This window comes from Agarivorans albus (assembly GCF_019670105.1).
Classification (GTDB): Bacteria; Pseudomonadota; Gammaproteobacteria; order Enterobacterales; family Celerinatantimonadaceae; genus Agarivorans; species Agarivorans albus.
The window spans coordinates 2,486,332-2,506,805 of sequence record NZ_AP023032.1 but is presented as its reverse complement, the minus strand read 5'-3'; the positions used below and the strand labels follow the sequence as shown (position 1 = coordinate 2,506,805).

The following is a 20,474-nucleotide window of genomic DNA, read 5'->3' as shown; positions in this document are numbered from 1 at the left end:
GAGTTTGAATATAGTTGAAGATTATCGCATTTATATGGTTGTTTATCAGTGATTCTTGGCAATTTATAAAGCAGCGAAACTTTCTTTAATCTCGTTGAAGTTTGTATAGTTTTGTCAGCAAGTTGGCACAATATTGGTGATTAAGTTTGTATCACTGGTTTAATTTTAGTTTTTGTGCTGCAAGCCTTGCTTTGTAAGGCTGAAATAAGGAGCTTGTTTTCACCAACAATGCTTTTAACTTAAAGGTAATCTGTGTAACATGTTGTTCACAACTGGTCATCGGTCACAGTTTAGACACTTATCAAGGGAGTTGATATGTCAAGCGAAGCGACACCTAATTTGGTGGTTCGTTCTATATCAAGTATTGAGCTTTATCAGTTTTGCGAATTACTGATGGAAGCAGCAAGTTGGTTCGAATCAAGAGGCGAACCGCTTTGGAAATTTCATCAAATTACTCCACATTCTTTACTTGCTAATCATCGTTTAGATGAAATGTACATGGGGTATATTGCAGGCAAACCTGTAGCAGCCATGATTCTAAATAATCGTAGTGGTGCAATTGAGGTAGAAGCCGAAGTAAGACGTGAAAGTTTGTTTATGCACAAACTTACGGTTAACCGGGATTTTGCAGGAAAAGGGCTGGCTAAACTAATGGTTGATTGGGCCCGCTGTTATGCTTTAAAACAAGGGTTCACGCTACTTAGCCTTATATGTAATTGTAGAGATGAACGTCTACGCTGGACGCTTAGTCAATTTGGCTTTGATGAAGTAGAGCAGCTTAACGCGCAATATCAATTGCAACGCTATTTTTGTTTAGACCTTGATCGCTGTAGCGTTCCCTTAGAGAACATGCCAGTTGAGAGCATTGGCTTCGAATTTACTGGTCTAAACGAAGTAAAACCAGTGCTGGGCTAACTGCTGGTGTTTTGTTTAAAGGCTTTAGCTAAAGGTAAGGTACAGGGCGTTGGTTACCGTTATCACACTCAACTTAAAGCCCTTAAATTAGATCTTGTTGGTTATGCAAAAAATTTAGACTCTGGAGATGTTGAAGTCGTCGCAGAAGGAGAAGAAGCTAAACTTCTTGAGTTGTTGTCCCATCTTCATCAAGCATCTCCGTATGCGGCGGTGCAAGAAGTTAAAACGCTAAAGATGTTACCAATAGAACAGCTTAGCTACTCAGGTTTTAATACTTACTAGAACTAAAAAAGGCGCTTATTAGCGCCTTTTTATGTATTACATTACTCGCATACCTGGTTGAGCACCTTCTCCAGGGCTCAAAATCCAGAGGTCTTTTCCACCAGGGCCTGCAGCAAGAACCATTCCCTGAGACTCTCCAAAGCGCATCTTACGAGGTGCTAGGTTAGCGACCATAACGGTTAGCTTACCTTCGAGATCTTCTGGTGCGTAAGCCGACTTAATGCCCGCAAATACTTGGCGAGTTTCGCTACCAATATCCAGTTCAAGACGAAGTAGTTTTTCCGCTTTTTCTACATGCTCTGCTTTAACAATGCGAGCGATACGTAGATCAATTTTTGCGAACTCATCGAAACTGATAGTATCAGCTATGGGTTCAATCTCGCTGTTAGTTTTGCTTGCTGGCTTCTCTTCTTTTGCCGCTGCGGTAGCGCTAACCAAGTTATCTTTAGAAGCATCAACCATTGCCTCTACGTGCTTCATATCAATGCGCTGCATTAATGCTTTAAAGCTTTGGATTTCATGATTAACCAAGGTGTTATTTATGTCAGCCCATTTGAGCTCTACATTTAAGAACTGCTCAACTTTGTCTGCTAGTTTTGGCAGCACTGGCTTCAAGTAAGTGATTAACACACGGAATAAATGAATCCCCATTGAACATACTTGGTGAGCACGTTCTAAGGTTTCTTCATTTTTGGCTAACTGCCATGGTGCTTCTTCTGCGATGTATTGGTTTGCTTTATCGGCTAAAGCCATAATTTCTCGCATTGCTTTACCAAACTCTCGGCCTTCGTATAAAGCTGCGATGTTTGCTTCAGCTGCGACAAATTCGTCTAATAAAGCTTGGTTGCTTACCACTGGAGACAGCGTGGCGTTAAAGCGTTTACTAATAAATCCAGCGGTACGGCTAGCAATGTTAATCACTTTGCCTACTAAGTCCGAATTAACACGTTGTGCAAAATCTTCTAAATTTAGATCTAAGTCGTCAATTCTGTTATTTAACTTAGCAGCATAGTAGTAACGCAAGTACTCTGGGTCTAAATGGTCAAGATAAGTGCGGGCCTTAATAAATGTGCCGCGTGACTTAGACATTTTTGCGCCATTTACCGTTACATAACCGTGGGCATACACGCTGCTTGGTTTGCGGAATCCTGCGCCTTCTAGCATTGCTGGCCAAAATAGGCTGTGGAAATAGATAATGTCTTTGCCGATGAAGTGATAAACCTCTGCGTCAGAGTCTTTGTTCCAATAATCGTCAAAGTTTAAATCGTTGCGCTTGTCACACAGGTTTTTAAAGCTGCCCATGTAGCCAATCGGAGCATCTAGCCAAACGTAAAAGTATTTATCTTCTGTATTTGGAATTTTAAAGCCAAAGTAGGGCGCGTCACGGCTAATGTCCCACTGTTGTAGGCCTTGCTCAAACCACTCGTTAAGCTTGTTAGACATTTCTTCTTGTAGCGAACCAGAGATTGTCCAGTCTTTAAGCATGTTTTGAAATGCTGGTAGATCAAAGAAGTAATGCTCTGAGTCTTTAAGAACTGGCTCGGCACCAGAGATTACAGACTTAGGTGACAGTAAATCTGTTGGGCTATAAGTAGCGCCACAGTTGTCACAGTTATCACCGTTTTGGTCTTCGCTTTTACATTTAGGGCAAGTGCCTTTTACGAAGCGATCTGGCAAAAACATGTTTTTCTCAGGATCAAACAGTTGAGAAATTGTTCGAGTTTTTATGTGACCCGCTTGATTAAGCTTGTTGTAAATCTCTTCCGATAGCGCTTGGTTTTCTGGGCTATGAGTAGAATGATAGTTATCAAACTCGATGTGGAACTCGTTAAAGTCTGCACTGTGTTCAACGTGAACCTGGTTAATCATTTCTTCAGGGGTAATGCCCATCTGCTGAGCTTTCAGCATGATCGGTGTACCGTGCGCGTCGTCTGCACATACATAGGTACACGTGTTACCACGTAGCTTTTGGAAACGAACCCAAATATCTGTTTGTATGTATTCGAGTAAGTGGCCTAAATGAATAGGACCATTTGCATAAGGTAAGGCACTGGTAACCAGAATTTTACGTTGTTCGTTTGTCATGTGATCTACTGTTAGCTCAGTCAATTAACGGGTAATTCAAGGGTGCCAATATTACCTTAAGCGGCAGGTGATGCCTAGTATCCTAACGCTTGCCTGAATAACTTATAGGTAATTAAGTTGAAAAATAATGTTAGGCGCCATTCGCATAATGACTAATGGGTATATTGCACCTATAATTGCGGCAAAAGAACTAGGTTATTTCTATGCAAAATCAAGATCATAATATCGTAGTAATTGGGATCTCTGGGGCGTCGGCTTCTGGTAAAAGTTTATTTTCTCAAACCATTGTAAACGATATTCGCACCGAACTAGGTGATAGCTGCATTGCAGTAATTAACGAAGATAGTTACTACAAGGACCAAAGCCATATAACGCCTGAGCAGCGCAAGCAAACTAACTATGACCATCCTAAGTCTATGGATCATGATTTATTGGTTGCGCATTTGAAGCAGCTTAAAAGCGGTGAGTCCATCGAACAGCCCCAATACAGTTATAAAGTTAATAACCGTATGGCAGAAACCAAGACGGTAGCACCTACAAAAATTATCGTATTAGAGGGTATTTTGTTATTCACCGATCCTGCTATTCGTGAGCAGTTGGATATCAGCATTTTTGTAGATACACCTTTAGATATTTGTTTAGCAAGAAGAATCCAACGGGACGTAAAAGAACGAGGCAGAACTTTGGATTCAGTGTTGTCTCAATATCACAATACCGTTCGGCCGATGTTTCTGCAATTTGTAGAACCCTCTAAGCAATACGCTGATGTGATTGTTCCAAGAGGCGGTAAAAATCGAATCGCTATCGATATTATTAACGCCAAAATTCGTGACTTGTTGGCCTCTAATTAGCGGGTTAACTAAACACAGCCAAAACAGACTAGATAAGTAATAAAAATATAAGTTTTAATTTATCATTAATAATTAAGCACATACTTACTCAACAGCTTTGTAAATAGGGAAGATTATGAAAAAGTTGCTCTATGTTGTCGCAGCCCTGATTGTTTTATTGGTTGTCGGTGTTGTCGTCGCAGTATCAATGGTAAATACCGACGATATTAAAGCGCTTTTGGTAGAGAAAACCAAAGAATCAACCGGAAGAGAATTAGTGATTGATGGGGATTTAGCTTGGCGTTTTTTCCCTAGTATTGGCTTTGAACTTGGTAGCTTGCGCCTGCGTGACAATCCTGAATTTGGTGAAGGGGATACTGTTAGTATCATAGGAGCTGAAATGTCAGTGGCCTTGATGCCTTTGTTTAGTAAAAGCATTGAAGTGGGGGATATCTCAGTTCGAGGTTTGACCTTACGCCATCAAACTAAAGCAGATGGAACAACCAGTCTTGACGACTTAACCCAGTCTAAAGAAGCCGAACCTGCTTCAAGCGAACCTAAAAGTACTGAGGGGTCGTCTGGCACATCAGCTGCTGGGTGGAACGTTCGATTAGCTGGTATCGAAATTGTTGATGCTAATGTTGAACTCATCGATTTAGCGCTAAACAAAACTCAAAAGTTAGGTCCTGTCAACTTTACTTTAGACGGTTTAGAACTAGGTGAAGATAACGGTTTTAGCCTTTCATTAAAGTTTGATGATGGCGAAATGTTGGTAGAGCAACAGGCAACAGGTTTGCTATTCATAGCCGAAGACTTTAGCCGAATTGCCTTAAGCGATGTTAGCAACGGCTTGAACTTACAAGGCAGCGCTATTCCAAATGGTGCAATGAATGTTCAAACTGATTTAGCGCTGTCTTACACAGTAGCAAGCAAAACAGCAGAGCTTTCTAAACTGGCAGTAGATATTGATGGCAAAACGCAATTAGTTGGTACCAGCAGCGTAGTGCTAAATAACATACCTAGTATCAAATTCGATTTAAATATTCCATTACTCGATACCTCCAACTTTATTAGTGAGTCGTCTGCAAGTAGCAATACAACTGATGATGCAAATTCGTCAAGTGAAGCGCCTGGCCAAGAACAAGAGCCTGATTTAACCGTTTTGAAAACGCTCAATTTAGACGGCACTCTTACAATAGATAAATTACAACATCAGAAGCTGCACATAGAGGACATCAAACAACAAGTTCAGATTAAAGACGGAATTCTGCGTTTAAAAGAGTTAAGCGCAAACTTGTACGATGGACGCTTAGAGAGTAACGCGGTGATTAACGGCCAAAAGCCAGTGGCTAGTTACTCAATGGCTGCTAAATTAAATGGGGTTCAAGCGAGGCCCTTGTTAAGTGACGCTGCTGACTTTGATTTTGTTGCAGGCGGGCTGAATGTAGATCTTGATCTTAAAGGCACTGGTTTAACGCCTACCGCCATTAAAAAGAAGATATCTGGTCCAATAAACGCTACGTTTACCGATGGCGCTATCTATGGGGTTAACATTCCACAGATGATCCGCTCCGCTAAGGCTACTATTAAAGGCGGTAATAAGCAGCAAGCGCAGCAAGAGCAAAAAACAGATTTTAGTGAGCTGGTGATAAACTCAACCTTAGGTAAATCCTTAGCTAAGGTAAATAAGATGCAAATGTCTTCGCCTTTGTTACGCATTGACGGTACCGGTCAAACTCACTTGATTAATGAGAGCCTGGATTTCACTTTTATCACCAAAGTGGTTGCTAGCCTAGAGGGGCAAGGTTCTAAAAATGACTTAGCTGGCTTAGATATACCGATTAACGTAAAGGGCAGCTGGACTGAGCCAAAGGTTAATTTAGACATGAAAAAATTGTTTGAAGGACAAGCTAAAGAAGCGGTTAACAAGGAACTTAAAAAAGCCTTGGGCGACAATGAAGATAGTAAGAAGCTGCTGGATAGCCTAGGCGGCTTCTTCAACTAGATGGTAAAAGGCACTTTAGGTGCCTTTTTTATAAGGGATATATGTGAAAAAACTTGTCGGTGTTAAATCGGTGCTGGTTATTTGTATGGGGAATATTTGTCGTTCAACCACTGCAGAAGCTGTACTGCGAGCTAAATTTAAACAACACAAACTGAAAATCAAAGTTGATTCAGCAGGCACAACGGATTATCACAAAGGTGATAAACCTGACCCTCGTGCAGTAAGAATTGCTGAAGAAAAGGGCTACAGTTTTAAAGGTATTCGCTCACGCAAAGTATTAGATAAAGACTTTGCTAAGTTTGATTTGATTTTAGCATCCGATAAGAAAAACCTAAGCTATTTACATAAGCATTGTCCTGAGCAATATGCGCATAAATTGGCGTTGATTTTACCTTTTGGCGGGGTAGAGCTGGAAGAAGTGCCTGATCCCTATTACGGCAGTGTGCAGGGCTTTAAGCAAGTATTAGCAATGATAGAGCAAGCAAGTGACGGCATTGTGGAAAGGGTGAAAGTTTAGGTTTGTTTAGTTATTCCTAAGTAAATAAAAAGGCCAGCAATTTGCTGGCCTTTTTTGAACAACTTATTTGCTGCCTACAATTCTGGCTTGCTCATAGGGCTCTGCGCAGATGTACTAGAACTAGTAGATTGAACACGACGCGACCCAACTGTTACGGGCTTACGTACGTAAGGTTTTTTAACTACTTCTTCTGCCTGGCTAGGCGTTGCAGCAACAGGCGCTGGTTTTGCCATAGCAGCTGAAGCGTTACCTTTACCTTCAACTTTGCTAGGTTTTAGCTTACCGCGATTACTGCGTTTAGGTTTAACTTCGGCTTTAACCGCATCAAGCTTAATGTCTTCAGCTTTAGCTTCAACTACCGGTGCTTCAGCTTTAGTTTCAACTGCTGGTGCTTCAGCTTTAGTTTCAACTGCTGGTGCTTCAGCTTTAGTTTCAACTGCTGGTGCTTCAGCTTTAGTTTCAACTGCTGGTGCTTCAGTTTTAGTTTCAACTGCTGGTGCTTCAGTTTTAGTTTCAACTGCTGGTGCTTCAGCTTTAGTTTCAACTACAGGTGCTTCAGCTTTAGTTTCAACTGCAGGTGCTTCAGCTTTAGTTTCAACTGCAGGTGCTTCAGTTTTAGTTTCAGCAACAGGTGCTTCAGCTTTAGTTTCAACTGCAGGTGCTTCTACTTTAGTTTCAACTACAGGTGCTTCTACTTTAGTTTCAACTACAGGTGCTTCTACTTTAGTTTCAACTACAGGTGCTTCAGCTTTAGTTTCAGCAACAGGCGCTTCTGCTTTAGTTTCAACTACAGGAGCTTCAGCTTTCACTTCTGCTTCTGGATAGCGAGAATCGATAGCTGCTTCTTGAGCGTTGGTCTCTGCTTTTGGCAAGTCATTAAAGCGTTTACGGCCTGCGCTGCTCGATGAGCGACGACGACGTTTAGGCTTTGGTGCTTCCGAGTTATCGCCGGTTTTAGCTGCCGGAGCTTCAGTTTTTTGAGAAGCTACTTCTACTTTTTTAGATACTGGCTTTTCAGCCACTGGCTGTTCTGCGGTTTGTTCAGCTGCTGCTTCGTTGGTTTTCTCAGCTTTTACTCTTACTTTCTTACGCAAGTTACGACGTTCTCTACGCTCTTTAACTTGCTGTTCTTTCGGAGCATGTTGCTTGGTTTGAGACTTAGTTTCTTGAGTAGTCTCATTTTCAACTTTATCTCTAGCAGGTTTGTTACGCTGATCCTTGCGGCGGCGGTTGCTATTAGAACCTTCCTTGCGATCGCTGCGTTCTTTTCGCTCTGGGCGTTCTTGGCGCTTGTCGTTGCGTTTGTCATTACGTTGATTATTGCGACGATTATTACGCTTATCACGCTGATTGTTCTTGCTGCGTGTTTGTTTCTTTGGTGCTGGCTTTTCTTCGCTAGCAAACATGGCACTAAAGAATGCAACAATACGTGCGATTAAAGATGGCTCTACAGCACTCTTAACAGGCTTAGCGGCTTTGGCTGGGGCGCTAGGTGCAGCTGGAGCACTAAAGCCCTGCAACACTGGCTGCTCAGCTTCAATTTTTTCTTTAGCCACTTGGTTAGGTTGATAAACCGGAGATGGGTTTTCAGCAGTAAGCTGATAGCTAGTCTCTTGAGTCTCTTCACCATTTCGAATACGAGTAACGTCGTAGTGAGGTGTTTCCATATGTTGGTTAGGAATGATCACTAATCGAACGTTATGGCGCTTTTCAAGCTTGTTGATTGCTACACGCTTTTCGTTAAGCAAGTAAGCTGCTACTGGCACAGGAACTTGAGCATGAACTTCAGAGGTATTTTCTTTTAGCGCTTCTTCTTCGAATAAACGAAGGATAGACAATGCTAGAGACTCGTTATCACGAATAGTACCTTGTCCGTTACAACGTGGACAAATATGAGTGCTCGACTCACCTAATGACGGACGTAAACGTTGACGAGACATTTCTAGTAGGCCGAAGCGAGAAATGCGACCAACTTGAACGCGAGCGCGATCTTGACGAACAGCTTCACGGAAGCGGTTTTCCACTTCGCGCTGGTTTTTAACCGGCGTCATATCGATGAAGTCAATAACTACTAGACCACCTAAGTCACGCAAGCGAAGTTGACGAGCAATCTCATCTGATGCTTCTAGGTTGGTTTGAAGCGCGGTTTCTTCAATGTCTCCGCCCTTAGTTGCGCGAGCCGAGTTAATATCAATTGAAGTTAAGGCTTCGGTTGGATCGATAACAATTGAACCACCCGATGGAAGACGAACTTCGCGTTGGAAAGCAGATTCAATTTGCGATTCAATTTGGTAGTGGTTGAACATCGGCACTTCGCCTTCGTAACGTTTTACGCGGTTTACGAAGTCAGGACGAACCAGCTCGATGTGCTTTTTAGCTTGCTCATAGATAGTTTTGTTATCGATGAGGATCTCGCCAACATCGCGACGTAAATAATCACGAATTGCACGAACAATTACGTTGCTTTCTTGGTGGATAAGGAATGGTGCTGGCTTAGACTCTGCGGCATCGGTAATTGCACCCCAGTGATTAAGCAGTACTTTTAAATCCCACTGAAGCTCTTCAGCCGATTTACCCACGCCAGCTGTACGAACGATTAGCCCCATGCCGTTAGGCAATTCGAGACCATTCATCGCTTCTTTGAGCTGTGTGCGTTCATCGCCTTCGATACGACGAGAAATACCGCCTGCACGAGGGTTGTTTGGCATTAATACTAAATAACTACCGGCTAAGCTGATGAAAGTAGTTAGTGCAGCGCCTTTGTTGCCACGTTCTTCTTTATCGATCTGAACGATGACTTCTTGGCCTTCTTTAACCACTTCTTTGATGCTTGGACGCCCTTGATAGACGTAGCCTTCTGGGAAGTATTCGCGAGCGATTTCCTTCATTGGAAGGAAGCCATGACGCTCCGCGCCGTAGTCAACAAATGCAGCTTCTAAACTAGGCTCTACGCGAGTAATTTTGCCTTTGTATATATTTGCTTTTTTCTGTTCGTGACCAGGACTTTCTATGTCTAGATCGTATAGCCTTTGGCCATCGACCAATGCAACGCGCATTTCTTCTAGCTGCATTGCATTAATTAACATTCTTTTCATTTATGTTGCCTTGGGGTTTGTTTGATTTAAACAACCTCATGGGCAGCAATTAACCTGCCTTAAATGGCCAGACCCTGTGTTTATTGTCAGAGCGTCTAGGTAACCTCGCGGTTAGCTTCTCTAGTCCTTAGGGCGCATTTTGGCGCTTGTATAAATATGAGTCCCGCAAACTGTGCTTGCCGAACTTTACAATCTATTCTATATAGCTTTGATTTAAGGCAAATAATTGTGATTGCCTATCAGGTTGCTATGAAAATTCTTAGTTTCGATAGCGCCAAAATTTACAAATTAATGGGCTTCGAATACGGTGCCAAATAAGGAAAACCTTTAAAAACGGGCACTTTAAGCCTTACAAATATAGCAAAGCTATATTTTTCCATCAAATTATTTATGAGCATGTTACAATTTTTGCTATGAATACCGAAAATAAAGCAGTTCAGATGGTCACGGTTAGTGACGACGAGGCTGGACAAAGAATAGATAACTTCCTACTAAAACGGCTAAAAGGGGTACCTAAAAGTCGTATTTATCGCATTTTGCGCAAAGGGGAGGTTAGGGTTAACAAAAAGCGAGTTAAACCAGAATACAAAGTTCAGGCTGATGATGTAGTAAGAATTCCGCCGATTAGAGTTTCGGAAGAAACCGGTTTGCCGTCTAACAAGCTCAATCAGGTTGTTCAGCTAGAACAGCAAATAGTTTATGAAGACGACTGCTTATTGGTTCTGAATAAACCTTCTGGTATGGCTGTGCATGGTGGCAGTGGTTTAAGTTTTGGAGTTATTGAAGCGCTGCGCTCGTTACGTCAAGATTGTCGTTATTTGGAGCTGGTTCACCGAATAGACCGAGATACCTCCGGATTATTGGTCGTCGCTAAAAAGCGCAGTGCATTACGTGAGATGCATCGACAGTTGAGAGAGAAGGTTGTTCAAAAAGACTATCTAACTTTAGTGCATGGCCAATGGCCAAAATCGGTTAGGTCGGTTGACGCGCCATTACGTAAAAATGCTGTGTCGTCAGGTGAAAGAATGGTGATTGTTGATCAAGCAGAAGGTAAACCTTCGCTCACTCGTTATCGAATAGAGCGAAGATACGCTGACATGACTTTGATGAAAGCCAGTCCGGTGACTGGTAGAACGCATCAGATTCGTGTGCACAGCCTTTACGAAGGTCATAGCATTGCGGGTGACGACAAATACACAGATAAAGAACTATTGGCCGCTACCGAAGCGAAAGGTTTGAATCGTTTGTTTTTACACGCATGGCAAATTCGCTTTGAGCACCCAGCTACACAAAAAGAGATGCATTTAACCGCGCCGTTAGAAGAAAGTCTTCAACGCTTTTGTGATCAGCTTGATCCTTTGTAGAAAGGTATGAGATAAAAGGAGTTAAGCTCCTTTTATCTTTACTAAGTTAATAGCTCAAAATCTTGGCTTTCTAATAAGCCGCATAGTTTTATTAATGGAAGGCCAATCAAACTGTTCGGGTCGTCACCTTTTAAGTGCTTGAATAACACAATGCCAGAACCTTCACTTTTAAAGCTTCCAGCACAGTTGTAGGGTTGTTCGATTTGCAGGTAACGCTCAATGAGGCTGTCGGAGAGCTCTCTAAAGCCAACTTCGAAGGTGTCTATTAAACTCTGCATCTGTTTCGTTTCACTATTATATAGCGCGAGCCCTGTATAAAAGGTAATGGCTTGTCCGCTTGCTGCTTTAAGTTGTTTTACAGCATTTTGATGGTTGCCGGGTTTTCCAACTATTTCTCCGTTTATGCAGCAAACTTGATCAGAACCTATAATCAGATTTTTAGGAAACTGTGTTTTTCCTGCAAGTGCTTTTTGCTCGGCTAAACGTAATACCAACAACTCTGGCGTTTCTTTAGGTTTTGGTGATTCATCGATATCTGGATTGAAGCAATCAAATGTTGGGCAAACTTTTTCTAATAGTTGTTTTCTGTAGGCAGAGCTTGAGGCAAGAATTAGTCGATTTTTCATCGTTTTTTAACCAAAATTAACAGTCTGCTGATTTTAAACGCAATCTTTAGCGATAGCGATGCTTTAAAGGCAGGAAAAAAGCACAAATTGTTTTGACTATCACTGAGTGTAACTATATTATGCGCGCCTTATGCAAAAAGTGAAATTACCAGTAGAGATTGACCCGTTTAAGACGGCTAAGCGAAAGTTAGATTATGAGGGCTTCCTCGAGATCAAACGATTGCCTCGTTTTAGCGATGCAACCTTGAAAGTGAATAGTGATGTAGACGTCTGGTTGCGCTTTGGAACTGATCCGCAAGGTTTAGTTGTCGTTCAAGGCAAAGCGTTAACTGAGGTGGAGTTAGAGTGCCAACGTTGTAGTGAAACTTTTAGTTATGCTATTAATGTTGAGTTTACTTACTCGCCAGTCTGCGATGAATCGCAAGTGGAAGAGTTACCAGAAGATTACGAACCACTGCAACTAAATGAAGACAACTACTTTTTAGTAGCTGAATTGATTGAAGACGAATTGTTATTAGCGTTGCCAATCATACCTAAACATTCTTTAGAGGATTGTAAGGTTCAGCAAAACGAACAAGTATTTGGTGAAATCGACGTTGTAGAGGAAGAATCTAAACCAAATCCGTTTGCAGTGTTACAAAGTTTAAAAAAGAAAGACTAGGAGACTGGGTCAATGGCTGTTCAGAAAAGTAAAGTTACACGTTCAAGACGTGGCATGCGTCGTTCACACGATGCTATCGAAAACAATGTTGCATTAACAACTGACGCTACTTCAGGTGAGCTTCACCGTCGTCACCATGTTACTGCTGACGGTTACTACCGCGGTAACAAGGTAATCAACAAGTAAATTTTTGCATTTTGCAAAAACTTACTATTGCAGTTGATGCAATGGGGGGCGATGTTGGCCCCCATGTTACAGTGCCTGCCGTTGCGCAGGCACTTAACTATTACCCTCATTTGCATGTTACCTTAATTGGCGACAAGCACTTTATTAACTCCCTGTTAATAGAGCATCAAATTTCTCAGCATCCGCGCTTAGAGTTTGTTCATTCCAGCCAAGTTGTCTCTGCCAACGACAAACCGATTACCGCTTTACGTTCTCGTAAACAATCATCAATGCGTTTAGCCCTAGATCTTGTTCACCAACAGCAAGCTGATGCCTGTGTTAGTGCAGGTAATACCGGTGCCTTAATGGCCATGGCCAAAGTTGTACTAAAACTTTTACCCGGTATAGAACGCCCAGCGTTAGTGACTCATTTACCTGAAGAAAACGGCCAGGGTAGTTTGCTGCTAGATTTAGGCGCTAACTCTAGTTGTGATTCAGAGGTATTAATGCAGTTTGCGGTAATGGGAGCGTCTTTAGCCGAAAGCGTATGGGGCTTAACTAAACCACGTGTTGCATTGTTGAATATTGGTGAAGAGCAAATAAAGGGCAATGACGTTGTAAAACAAACTGCGCAACTTCTTGAAAACTCAAGCGCGATTAATTACATTGGCTTTGTTGAGGGGAATCAGATATTTAGTGGTAAAGCTGACGTAATAGTATGTGATGGTTTTGTAGGCAATATTGCACTCAAAACCGCTGAAGGGGTTTCCCAGCTTATACTCGCAAAACTAAAGAAACAGTTTGATGTAAACTGGTTTGCTAGATTTATTCTTAAACTGTTTTTGCCGAGTCTTAAATCTCAACTAAAACAACTGAACCCCGACCAGTATAATGGCGCGAGTCTGTTAGGATTGCGCGGCATTGTAATTAAGAGTCATGGACATGCCGATGAAAAGGCATTTTTGCAAGCTATTCACCAAGCCGTCGCAGAGATACAACAGCAAGTGCCAGGTCGTATTACCGACAAACTTGAATCTTTATTAATTGATAAGCATTAAGTCTTTTATGTACTCAAAAATATTATCTACAGGTAGTTATCTGCCAACAAATGTAAGAACTAACTCAGATCTTGAGCAAATGGTAGAAACCAGTGATCAATGGATTACTGATCGTACCGGTATTAAAGAACGCCGTATTGCAGGTAATAACGAGTCTGTTGCTGATATGGGCGCATTTGCGGCTGAGTTAGCGATTAAAAGAGCAGATATCGACAAAAACGATATTGGCCTAATTATTCTTGCAACCACCTCAAGCGAGAATGCATTTCCTGCCGCTGCTTGTGAGGTTCAAGCAAAGTTAGAGCTCCCTGGTGTGCCCGCTTTTGATATTGCGGCAGCCTGCGCTGGCTTTACCTATGCTTTAAGTGTTGCCGACCAATACATAAAGAGTGGCTTGGTTAAAAAAGCACTAGTCATTGGCGCTGATAAGCTTTCACATATGTGCGATCCAGACGACCGCTCTACCATTATATTATTTGGTGATGGTGCCGGAGCCGTTCTATTAGGCGCAAGCGAAGAACCAGGCATTTTGTCTACCCATATTCATGCAGATGGTCGTTATGGCGATTTGCTAAAACTACCTCATCCACAACGTGGAATGTCGGGCACCGAAATGGAGTCTTACATGACGATGAGTGGAAATGAGGTATTTAAAGTAGCGGTAACCCGTTTAAGTGAAATTGTCACAGAAACCTTAGCCGCAAACGGTATTGAAAAAACAGAATTAGATTGGTTAGTGCCACACCAAGCTAATTTCAGAATTATTAAAGCTACAGCCAAAAAACTCGCTATGCCACTTGATAAAGTAGTGCTTACTTTAGATAGGCATGGCAATACTTCGGCTGCCTCCGTCCCCATTGCTTTAGACGAAGCAGTAACTGATGGGCGTATTCAACGAGGCCAGCTAGTATTACTAGAAGCATTTGGTGGTGGTTTTGCGTGGGGCAGTGCCCTAGTTAGATTTTAATTATTAGGATAGATGATGAGTAAATTAGCATTTGTTTTTCCAGGACAAGGCTCACAAAGCGTTGGCATGTTAGCCGAGCTTATTAGTGAGTATCCGGTAGTTGCTGATACCTTTAAACAAGCCTCTGAGGTGCTAGGTTATGATTTGGCAGGTTTAGTTGCCAACGGCCCAGCTGAAGAGTTAAACGAAACCAGCCGCACCCAACCCGCATTATTAACCGCCTCTGTGGCTTTATGGCGTTTATGGAACGAGCTAGGGGGCAGCGCGCCCGCAGTATTAGCAGGACACAGTTTAGGCGAATACTCGGCATTAACTTGTGCTGGAGTGTTAGAGTTTGCTGATGCACTTAAGTTAGTGGAATATCGCGGTCAGTTAATGCAAAAAGCCGTACCAGCCGGAGTGGGTGCAATGTCTGCAATCATTGGCTTAGGCAATCAAGAAATTATTGACGCTTGTGAGAAAGCCGCCCAAGACCAAGTAGTAACAGCAGTTAACTTTAACTCACCTGGTCAAGTGGTTATCGCGGGCCATAAAGAAGCCGTAGACCGAGCTAACGTATTATGTAAAGAAGCAGGTGCTAAGCGAGCCTTGCCATTGCCGGTAAGTGTGCCTTCTCACTGTGCTTTGATGCAGCCAGCGGCTGATGAATTGGCGGGTTACATTGAGGGTATCTCTTTTTCTGAGCCAAAATTCGATGTTATTAATAACGTAGATGTAGCAATAGAACGAGATGCTAAAGCAATTAAGCTTGCACTAATTAAGCAGCTATATAGCCCAGTACGTTGGACTGAAACCGTTGAAGCAATGGCCACTCGCGGTATCGAAACCGTTTATGAGTGCGGCCCGGGTAAAGTACTTAGCGGCTTAGTTAAGCGGATCCATAAGCCATTAGTTGCTGCGGCAATTAATGATACAACTTCTATAAAAACTGCTTTAGATAATAAGTAACGAGGAATTATCAATGTCTCTACAAGGTAAGGTTGCCTTAGTAACTGGCGCAAGCCGTGGTATTGGTCGTGCAACGGCTGAAACTTTAGTTGCTCGCGGCGCCACCGTTATTGGAACTGCTACTTCAGAGAAGGGCGCCGAAGCCATTGCTGCCTATTTAGGCGAAAATGGTACTGGTTTAGCCTTAGACGTAACTTCTAGCGATTCTATTGCTCAGCTGTTTGCTGATATCAAAGCTAAATATGGCGATATCGATATTCTTGTGAACAATGCAGGTATTACCCGTGACAACTTATTAATGCGTATGAAAGACGACGAGTGGGAAGATATTATCAATACAAACCTAACGTCTATTTTTCGTCTAAGCAAAGCAGTGCTTCGTGCAATGATGAAAAAGCGCAATGGTCGTATTATTAGTATTGGTTCGGTTGTTGGCACCATGGGCAACGCAGGCCAAGCTAACTATTCTGCTGCCAAAGCAGGCGTATTAGGTTTTACTCGTTCATTGGCGCGCGAAGTTGCTTCTCGTGGGATCACAGTTAATGCGATTGCTCCTGGTTTTATTGAAACAGATATGACGCGAGCACTTGACGATAATCAGCGTGGTGCTATCTTGTCGCAGGTGCCTATGGCGCGTTTAGGTGATGCTGAAGAAATCGCCAAAACGGTTGCTTTTTTAGCAAGCGACGATGCTGCCTATATTACTGGTGAAACTATTCACGTTAATGGCGGGATGTACATGGTTTAAGCAGTGGCTTAAAAAATGTGCAAAAAATTGATAGATCGCAAGTTTTTTATAAAAATAACTACGAAAAACGTGGTTAGACCACTACGGTTAGACTTGCAAAGTAATTCGGTTTGAATACACTATCGCAACAACGCAGAAGCGTATTTACTAAGGAAAAATATTGTCATGAGTGCAATTGAAGAACGTGTTAAAAAAATCATCATCGAGCAACTAGGTGTAAGCGAAGACGAAGTTAAAAACGAAGCTTCATTCGTTGACGATTTAGGTGCTGACTCTTTGGATACAGTTGAATTGGTTATGGCTTTAGAAGAAGAATTCGATACTGAAATCCCTGATGAAGAAGCTGAGAAAATCACTACTGTTCAAGCTGCAATTGATTACGTTCTAAATAATCAAGATTAATAAAAAAGTGGGCGGCATCAGTCGCCCATTTTGCATCCCCCTAAGATAAGTAAATCCCCCCTTGGAGGCATTTCAGTGACTAAGCGTAGAGTCGTTGTTACTGGTATTGGTGCACTATCACCAGTAGGTAATACCGCTGAATTAACTTGGCAAGCCCTTAAAGCTGGTCAAAGTGGCATTGGCCCTATCGAACACTTTGATACCGAAGCTTTCCCAACCCGTTTTGCCGGTTTGGTTAAAGACTTCAATGTAGAAGAGTTCATGAGTAAAAAAGACGCGCGCAAAATGGATGCGTTTATTCAATACGGAATTGCAGCTGGCCTAATGGCTTTTGATGATGCTGGTATTGAAGTTACCGAGGAAAATGCTGATAGCATTGGGGTGTCAATTGGCTCAGGCATTGGTGGTCTTGGCTTAATTGAACAGAATCACGAAAATTACTTAAAGAATGGACCACGTAAAATCAGTCCGTTTTTTGTGCCATCAACCATTATCAACATGGTCGCTGGCCACCTTTCAATAATGAAAGGTCTAAAAGGCCCTAACATCGCTGTTACTACTGCTTGTACTACTGGTGCTCATGCTATTGGCCTTGCAGCACGTATGATTGCCTATGGTGACGCTAGTGTAATGTTAGCTGGCGGTGCTGAAAAAGCCTCTACGCATTTAGGTATGGGTGGTTTTGGCGCAGCAAAAGCACTATCTACTCGTAACGATGACCCAACAAAAGCTAGCCGACCTTGGGACCAAGACCGTGATGGTTTTGTGTTAGGCGATGGTGCAGGTGTTGTTGTACTAGAAGAATATGAAGCCGCTAAGGCACGTGGTGCTAAAATTTACGCCGAGCTGGTTGGATTTGGTATGAGTGGTGATGCTTACCACATGACGTCGCCTCCAGCCGATGGTGATGGTGCTGCTCGTTCTATGGCTGCTGCTATTAAAGATGCAGGTATCGATGCCTCAGAAATTGACTACATTAATGCTCACGGCACTTCAACACCAGCAGGTGACGTTGCCGAGACGCAAGCGGTTAAGTCTGTATTTGGCGAACACGCTAAAGAAGTATTGGTTAGCTCAACAAAATCTATGACTGGTCACCTTTTAGGTGCAGCTGGCGCCGTTGAAGCGATTGTGTCTATTTTGGCTATTCGCGACCAAATTGCTCCTCCAACCATTAACTTGGAAAACCCAAGTGAAGGTTGTGATTTGGATTATGTAGTTGGCAAAGCACGTGAAACTAAAATTGATTACGCATTGTCGAATTCATTTGGTTTTGGTGGTACTAACGGATCTCTGGTATTCAAGAAAATTGATGCCTAATCTGCGTATTGCGCTATAGCTAATTGAAGCCTGATGTTATCATCAGGCTTTTTTATATCTAGGATTGTTGAGTTTGCTAGACGCTAATTTATCAACGCTTGATCGAGGCTTAAACTACGGCGATGGTTTTTTCACAACAATGCTGGTGCGGTCTGGAGAGTTGACGCTTTGGGATTACCACCTAAAACGTTTACAACGCGCTCAACAACAGCTTGGCTTTCCTTCTCTTGATTTCGTTACTATCAAAAGAGATGCCGATAAGCACGCTTCTAAAGCGAACAATGCCGTACTAAAAGTCACTATTACTCGCGGAGAAGGTGGTCGAGGTTACGGCTTGCCAGAATGTGTTAAACCAAGTGTATTTATGTCTATTTCCGAGTTTCCGCAAAGCTACGTAAACTTTAGAGATAGTGGAATATCACTTGGAATTGCCAAGCAACGTTTGGCAAGTGGTAGTGCATTTTCATCAATTAAAACCTTAAATCGCTTAGAGCAAGTGCTACTAAAAAGAGAAGCAGACTCAAGCGGGGTTGCTGACTTGGTTTGTTGTGATATTTTTGATCAGGTGGTTGAGGGGGTTGCGTCTAACTTGTTCTGGGTTAAGGGGGAAGTGATTTATACAAGTGATCTGGATGGTGCAGGGGTTGCCGGTGTGCAACGTCAGTTTTTGCTAGACAACGTGAAGCATTCTCCTTATCAGATCCAATTAGGTAAGTTTAAAATTGAAGATGTAGTCGCTGCTGATGAAATATTTGTCAGTAACTCGGTATTGCAGTTTGCCCCAGTTAATACTTTTAATGAGCGCAATTACGAGCGCTTTCCTGTTTGTCGTTGGTTCCAAAATTTGGTGAAAAATGCTTCGTAAAGTAATACTCGGTTTTATTGGTTTTTGTTTAATTGCTGGTTTCCTTTCTTATAAGTGGTTTGATAATTACTTAGTTGAACAATGGCAATTGCCGCGTGCAACCGAAGTTCAACAAGTATCGGTAGGCTCGGGAGCTAACATTTATCGTGTCGCCAACCAGGTATTTGCTAACGCAGACCAAGATGCATGGTGGTTGCGAGTTTGGTTCAAACTTCATCCTCACCACAGTCAAATTAAAAAGGGCTTATATCACTTAGATGAGCAGCTTAGTTATGCCCAGCTAAGCCAAATATTAGCGAGCGGAAAAGTCGTTCAGTTTAAAGTTAGCCTAATTGAAGGTGAGACCTTTACCCAGTTTTGGCAAAAGCTTAACCAAACTGAAGGGATTAAGCCGAGCAGTAAGAATGAACAAGAGTTAATTGAGTGGCTTGAAGTTGAGCAAAGTAAGTTAGAAGGGCTGTTGTTACCAGAAACTTACTTTTTTGTTCACAATACGCCTGCAGAAAGCATTATCAAGCGCGCCAAGCTTGCATTAGATAAAGTAGTTGCCGAGCAATGGGATAAACGCAATCAAACTGTTCCACTCAAAACACCTTATGAAGCGCTAATTCTCGCATCAATTATCGAAAAAGAAACCGGTGCTAAGTTCGAACGGCCTCGGATCGCTTCGGTATTTGTAAATCGCCTTAATAAGGGGATGCGTCTGCAAACTGACCCTACTGTAATTTACGGTATGGGAGAGCGGTATGATGGAAATATTCGCCGTAAAGATTTACGCGAGGCTACGCCTTACAATACCTATGTTATTCGAGCTCTTCCGCCAACACCCATCGCTATGGCTAGTGAAGATGCCATTATCGCTGCGCTAAACCCCGAGCAATCTAATTATTATTATTTTGTCGCTAAGGGTGGTGGTGAACATTATTTTTCTAAAAACTTAGCTGAGCACAATCGCGCAGTTAAAAAATACATACTTAAGAAATAGTTATTATGACGCGTGGAAAATTTGTAGTTATTGAAGGCTTAGAGGGTGCTGGAAAAAGTACCGCAGTTGCTGCGATCCAAACTTTGTTAGAGCAACAAGGTGTAGAGTACATAAATACTCGTGAGCCTGGCGGTACGCCGATTGCTGAATCTTTACGAACGATAGTAAAACAAGGTGTTGATGGTGAGCAGGTTTGCGATAGCACTGAGTTGTTACTCATGTATGCAGCTCGCGCTCAATTGGTGGAAACACGTATTAAACCCGCTTTAAGTGAAGGTAAATGGGTGGTAGGTGACCGACACGATTTAAGCTCACAAGCTTATCAAGGTGGTGGCAGAGAGTTAGGCGTAGATAAACTACAAGCGATTAAACAGATTGCTATTGGCAGTTTTGAACCTGATTTAACCTTATACTTGGATATTGAACCTGGATTAGGGCTAAGCCGAGCACGTGATCGCGGCGAGTTAGACAGAATTGAGCAGCAAGCTTTGAGCTTTTTTGAAAGAAGTAGATCGGTTTATCTTGCGCAAGCAGAGGCTAATGAAAATATCGTGAAAATCGATGCAAGCCAAAGCATAGACAAAGTAGCTTGTGATATTCAGGCTGCATTAAATAATTACCTAAATACACTGTAAC

Annotated in this window: 20 protein-coding genes; 17 read left to right on the top strand and 3 right to left on the bottom strand. The window is 42.4% G+C overall.

Features of this window, described 5'->3' with window-relative positions:
* Positions 1 to 315: 315 nt before the first annotated feature.
* A complete protein-coding gene (locus K5620_RS11515; RefSeq protein ID WP_016401802.1) occupies positions 316 to 915 on the top strand; it encodes a GNAT family N-acetyltransferase in 600 nt (199 codons plus the stop codon).
* 6 nt (positions 916 to 921) lie between these two features.
* Positions 922 to 1,197 (top strand): acylphosphatase, encoded by a 276-nt coding sequence (locus K5620_RS11510; protein ID WP_016401801.1) that lies wholly within the window; start codon positions 922 to 924, stop codon positions 1,195 to 1,197.
* Positions 1,198 to 1,233: 36 nt separating this feature from the next.
* On the opposite strand, the gene metG is transcribed toward K5620_RS11510, so the two are convergent.
* Positions 1,234 to 3,282 (bottom strand): methionine--tRNA ligase, encoded by a 2,049-nt coding sequence (gene metG, locus K5620_RS11505; RefSeq protein ID WP_016401800.1) that lies wholly within the window; start codon positions 3,280 to 3,282, stop codon positions 1,234 to 1,236.
* A gap of 203 nt (positions 3,283 to 3,485) precedes the next feature.
* Here metG and udk point away from each other — a divergent pair, with 203 nt between their 5' ends.
* The 3 genes from udk to K5620_RS11490 all read left to right on the top strand — a co-directional run bounded on the left by udk (position 3,486) and on the right by K5620_RS11490 (position 6,634).
* Complete coding sequence (gene udk / locus K5620_RS11500; protein WP_016401799.1) at positions 3,486 to 4,133, top strand: uridine kinase; 648 nt, start codon at positions 3,486 to 3,488, stop codon at positions 4,131 to 4,133.
* Positions 4,134 to 4,248: 115 nt separating this feature from the next.
* Positions 4,249 to 6,117, top strand: coding sequence for an AsmA family protein (locus K5620_RS11495; RefSeq protein ID WP_016401798.1), 1,869 nt, complete (start codon positions 4,249 to 4,251; stop codon positions 6,115 to 6,117).
* A gap of 43 nt (positions 6,118 to 6,160) precedes the next feature.
* Positions 6,161 to 6,634 carry a low molecular weight protein-tyrosine-phosphatase gene (locus tag K5620_RS11490; protein ID WP_016401797.1) on the top strand — a complete coding sequence of 158 codons (474 nt, stop codon included), beginning with the start codon at positions 6,161 to 6,163 and terminating at the stop codon, positions 6,632 to 6,634.
* Between the two features lie 74 nt (positions 6,635 to 6,708).
* Here the strand turns inward: K5620_RS11490 and rne are convergent, their stop codons facing one another.
* A complete protein-coding gene (gene rne / locus K5620_RS11485) occupies positions 6,709 to 9,729 on the bottom strand; it encodes a ribonuclease E (protein WP_221077363.1) in 3,021 nt (1,006 codons plus the stop codon).
* A gap of 413 nt (positions 9,730 to 10,142) precedes the next feature.
* Between rne and rluC the strand changes: the two genes are divergently transcribed.
* Positions 10,143 to 11,093: a 23S rRNA pseudouridine(955/2504/2580) synthase RluC gene (gene rluC / locus K5620_RS11480; RefSeq protein ID WP_040307541.1), complete on the top strand. Its 951-nt coding sequence runs from the start codon at positions 10,143 to 10,145 to the stop codon at positions 11,091 to 11,093.
* 41 nt (positions 11,094 to 11,134) lie between these two features.
* Here the strand turns inward: rluC and K5620_RS11475 are convergent, their stop codons facing one another.
* A complete protein-coding gene (locus tag K5620_RS11475) occupies positions 11,135 to 11,719 on the bottom strand; it encodes a Maf family protein (RefSeq protein ID WP_016403346.1) in 585 nt (194 codons plus the stop codon).
* Between the two features lie 130 nt (positions 11,720 to 11,849).
* On the opposite strand from K5620_RS11475, the gene yceD reads away from it, so the two are divergent.
* The 11 genes from yceD (at position 11,850) to tmk (ending at position 20,473) form a co-directional block, all read left to right on the top strand.
* The gene (yceD, locus tag K5620_RS11470; RefSeq protein WP_016403345.1) at positions 11,850 to 12,380 is read left to right on the top strand and encodes a 23S rRNA accumulation protein YceD; all 531 of its coding nucleotides are present in this window, start codon (positions 11,850 to 11,852) and stop codon (positions 12,378 to 12,380) included.
* 12 nt (positions 12,381 to 12,392) lie between these two features.
* The gene (rpmF, locus tag K5620_RS11465; RefSeq protein WP_016403344.1) at positions 12,393 to 12,566 is read left to right on the top strand and encodes a 50S ribosomal protein L32; all 174 of its coding nucleotides are present in this window, start codon (positions 12,393 to 12,395) and stop codon (positions 12,564 to 12,566) included.
* 11 nt (positions 12,567 to 12,577) lie between these two features.
* The gene (plsX, locus tag K5620_RS11460; protein ID WP_016403343.1) at positions 12,578 to 13,603 is read left to right on the top strand and encodes a phosphate acyltransferase PlsX; all 1,026 of its coding nucleotides are present in this window, start codon (positions 12,578 to 12,580) and stop codon (positions 13,601 to 13,603) included.
* A gap of 7 nt (positions 13,604 to 13,610) precedes the next feature.
* A complete protein-coding gene (locus K5620_RS11455) occupies positions 13,611 to 14,570 on the top strand; it encodes a beta-ketoacyl-ACP synthase III (protein ID WP_016403342.1) in 960 nt (319 codons plus the stop codon).
* 15 nt (positions 14,571 to 14,585) lie between these two features.
* Positions 14,586 to 15,518, top strand: coding sequence for an ACP S-malonyltransferase (gene fabD, locus K5620_RS11450; protein ID WP_016403341.1), 933 nt, complete (start codon positions 14,586 to 14,588; stop codon positions 15,516 to 15,518).
* Positions 15,519 to 15,531: 13 nt separating this feature from the next.
* On the top strand, positions 15,532 to 16,266 hold the full coding sequence (gene fabG / locus K5620_RS11445; RefSeq protein ID WP_016403340.1) for a 3-oxoacyl-ACP reductase FabG: 735 nt from the start codon (positions 15,532 to 15,534) through the stop codon (positions 16,264 to 16,266).
* Positions 16,267 to 16,431: 165 nt separating this feature from the next.
* Positions 16,432 to 16,668 carry an acyl carrier protein gene (gene acpP, locus K5620_RS11440; protein ID WP_016403339.1) on the top strand — a complete coding sequence of 79 codons (237 nt, stop codon included), beginning with the start codon at positions 16,432 to 16,434 and terminating at the stop codon, positions 16,666 to 16,668.
* A gap of 75 nt (positions 16,669 to 16,743) precedes the next feature.
* Entirely contained in the window at positions 16,744 to 17,988 is a 1,245-nt protein-coding gene (gene fabF / locus K5620_RS11435) for a beta-ketoacyl-ACP synthase II (RefSeq protein ID WP_016403338.1), read from the top strand.
* Positions 17,989 to 18,061: 73 nt separating this feature from the next.
* Complete coding sequence (gene pabC, locus K5620_RS11430) at positions 18,062 to 18,853, top strand: aminodeoxychorismate lyase (RefSeq protein WP_016403337.1); 792 nt, start codon at positions 18,062 to 18,064, stop codon at positions 18,851 to 18,853.
* Positions 18,843 to 19,838 carry an endolytic transglycosylase MltG gene (gene mltG, locus K5620_RS11425; protein ID WP_016403336.1) on the top strand — a complete coding sequence of 332 codons (996 nt, stop codon included), beginning with the start codon at positions 18,843 to 18,845 and terminating at the stop codon, positions 19,836 to 19,838. Before pabC ends, mltG begins: the two co-directional genes overlap by 11 nt.
* A gap of 5 nt (positions 19,839 to 19,843) precedes the next feature.
* Positions 19,844 to 20,473 (top strand): dTMP kinase, encoded by a 630-nt coding sequence (tmk, locus tag K5620_RS11420; RefSeq protein WP_016403335.1) that lies wholly within the window; start codon positions 19,844 to 19,846, stop codon positions 20,471 to 20,473.
* The last annotated feature ends 1 nt before the right edge of the window (position 20,474 follow it).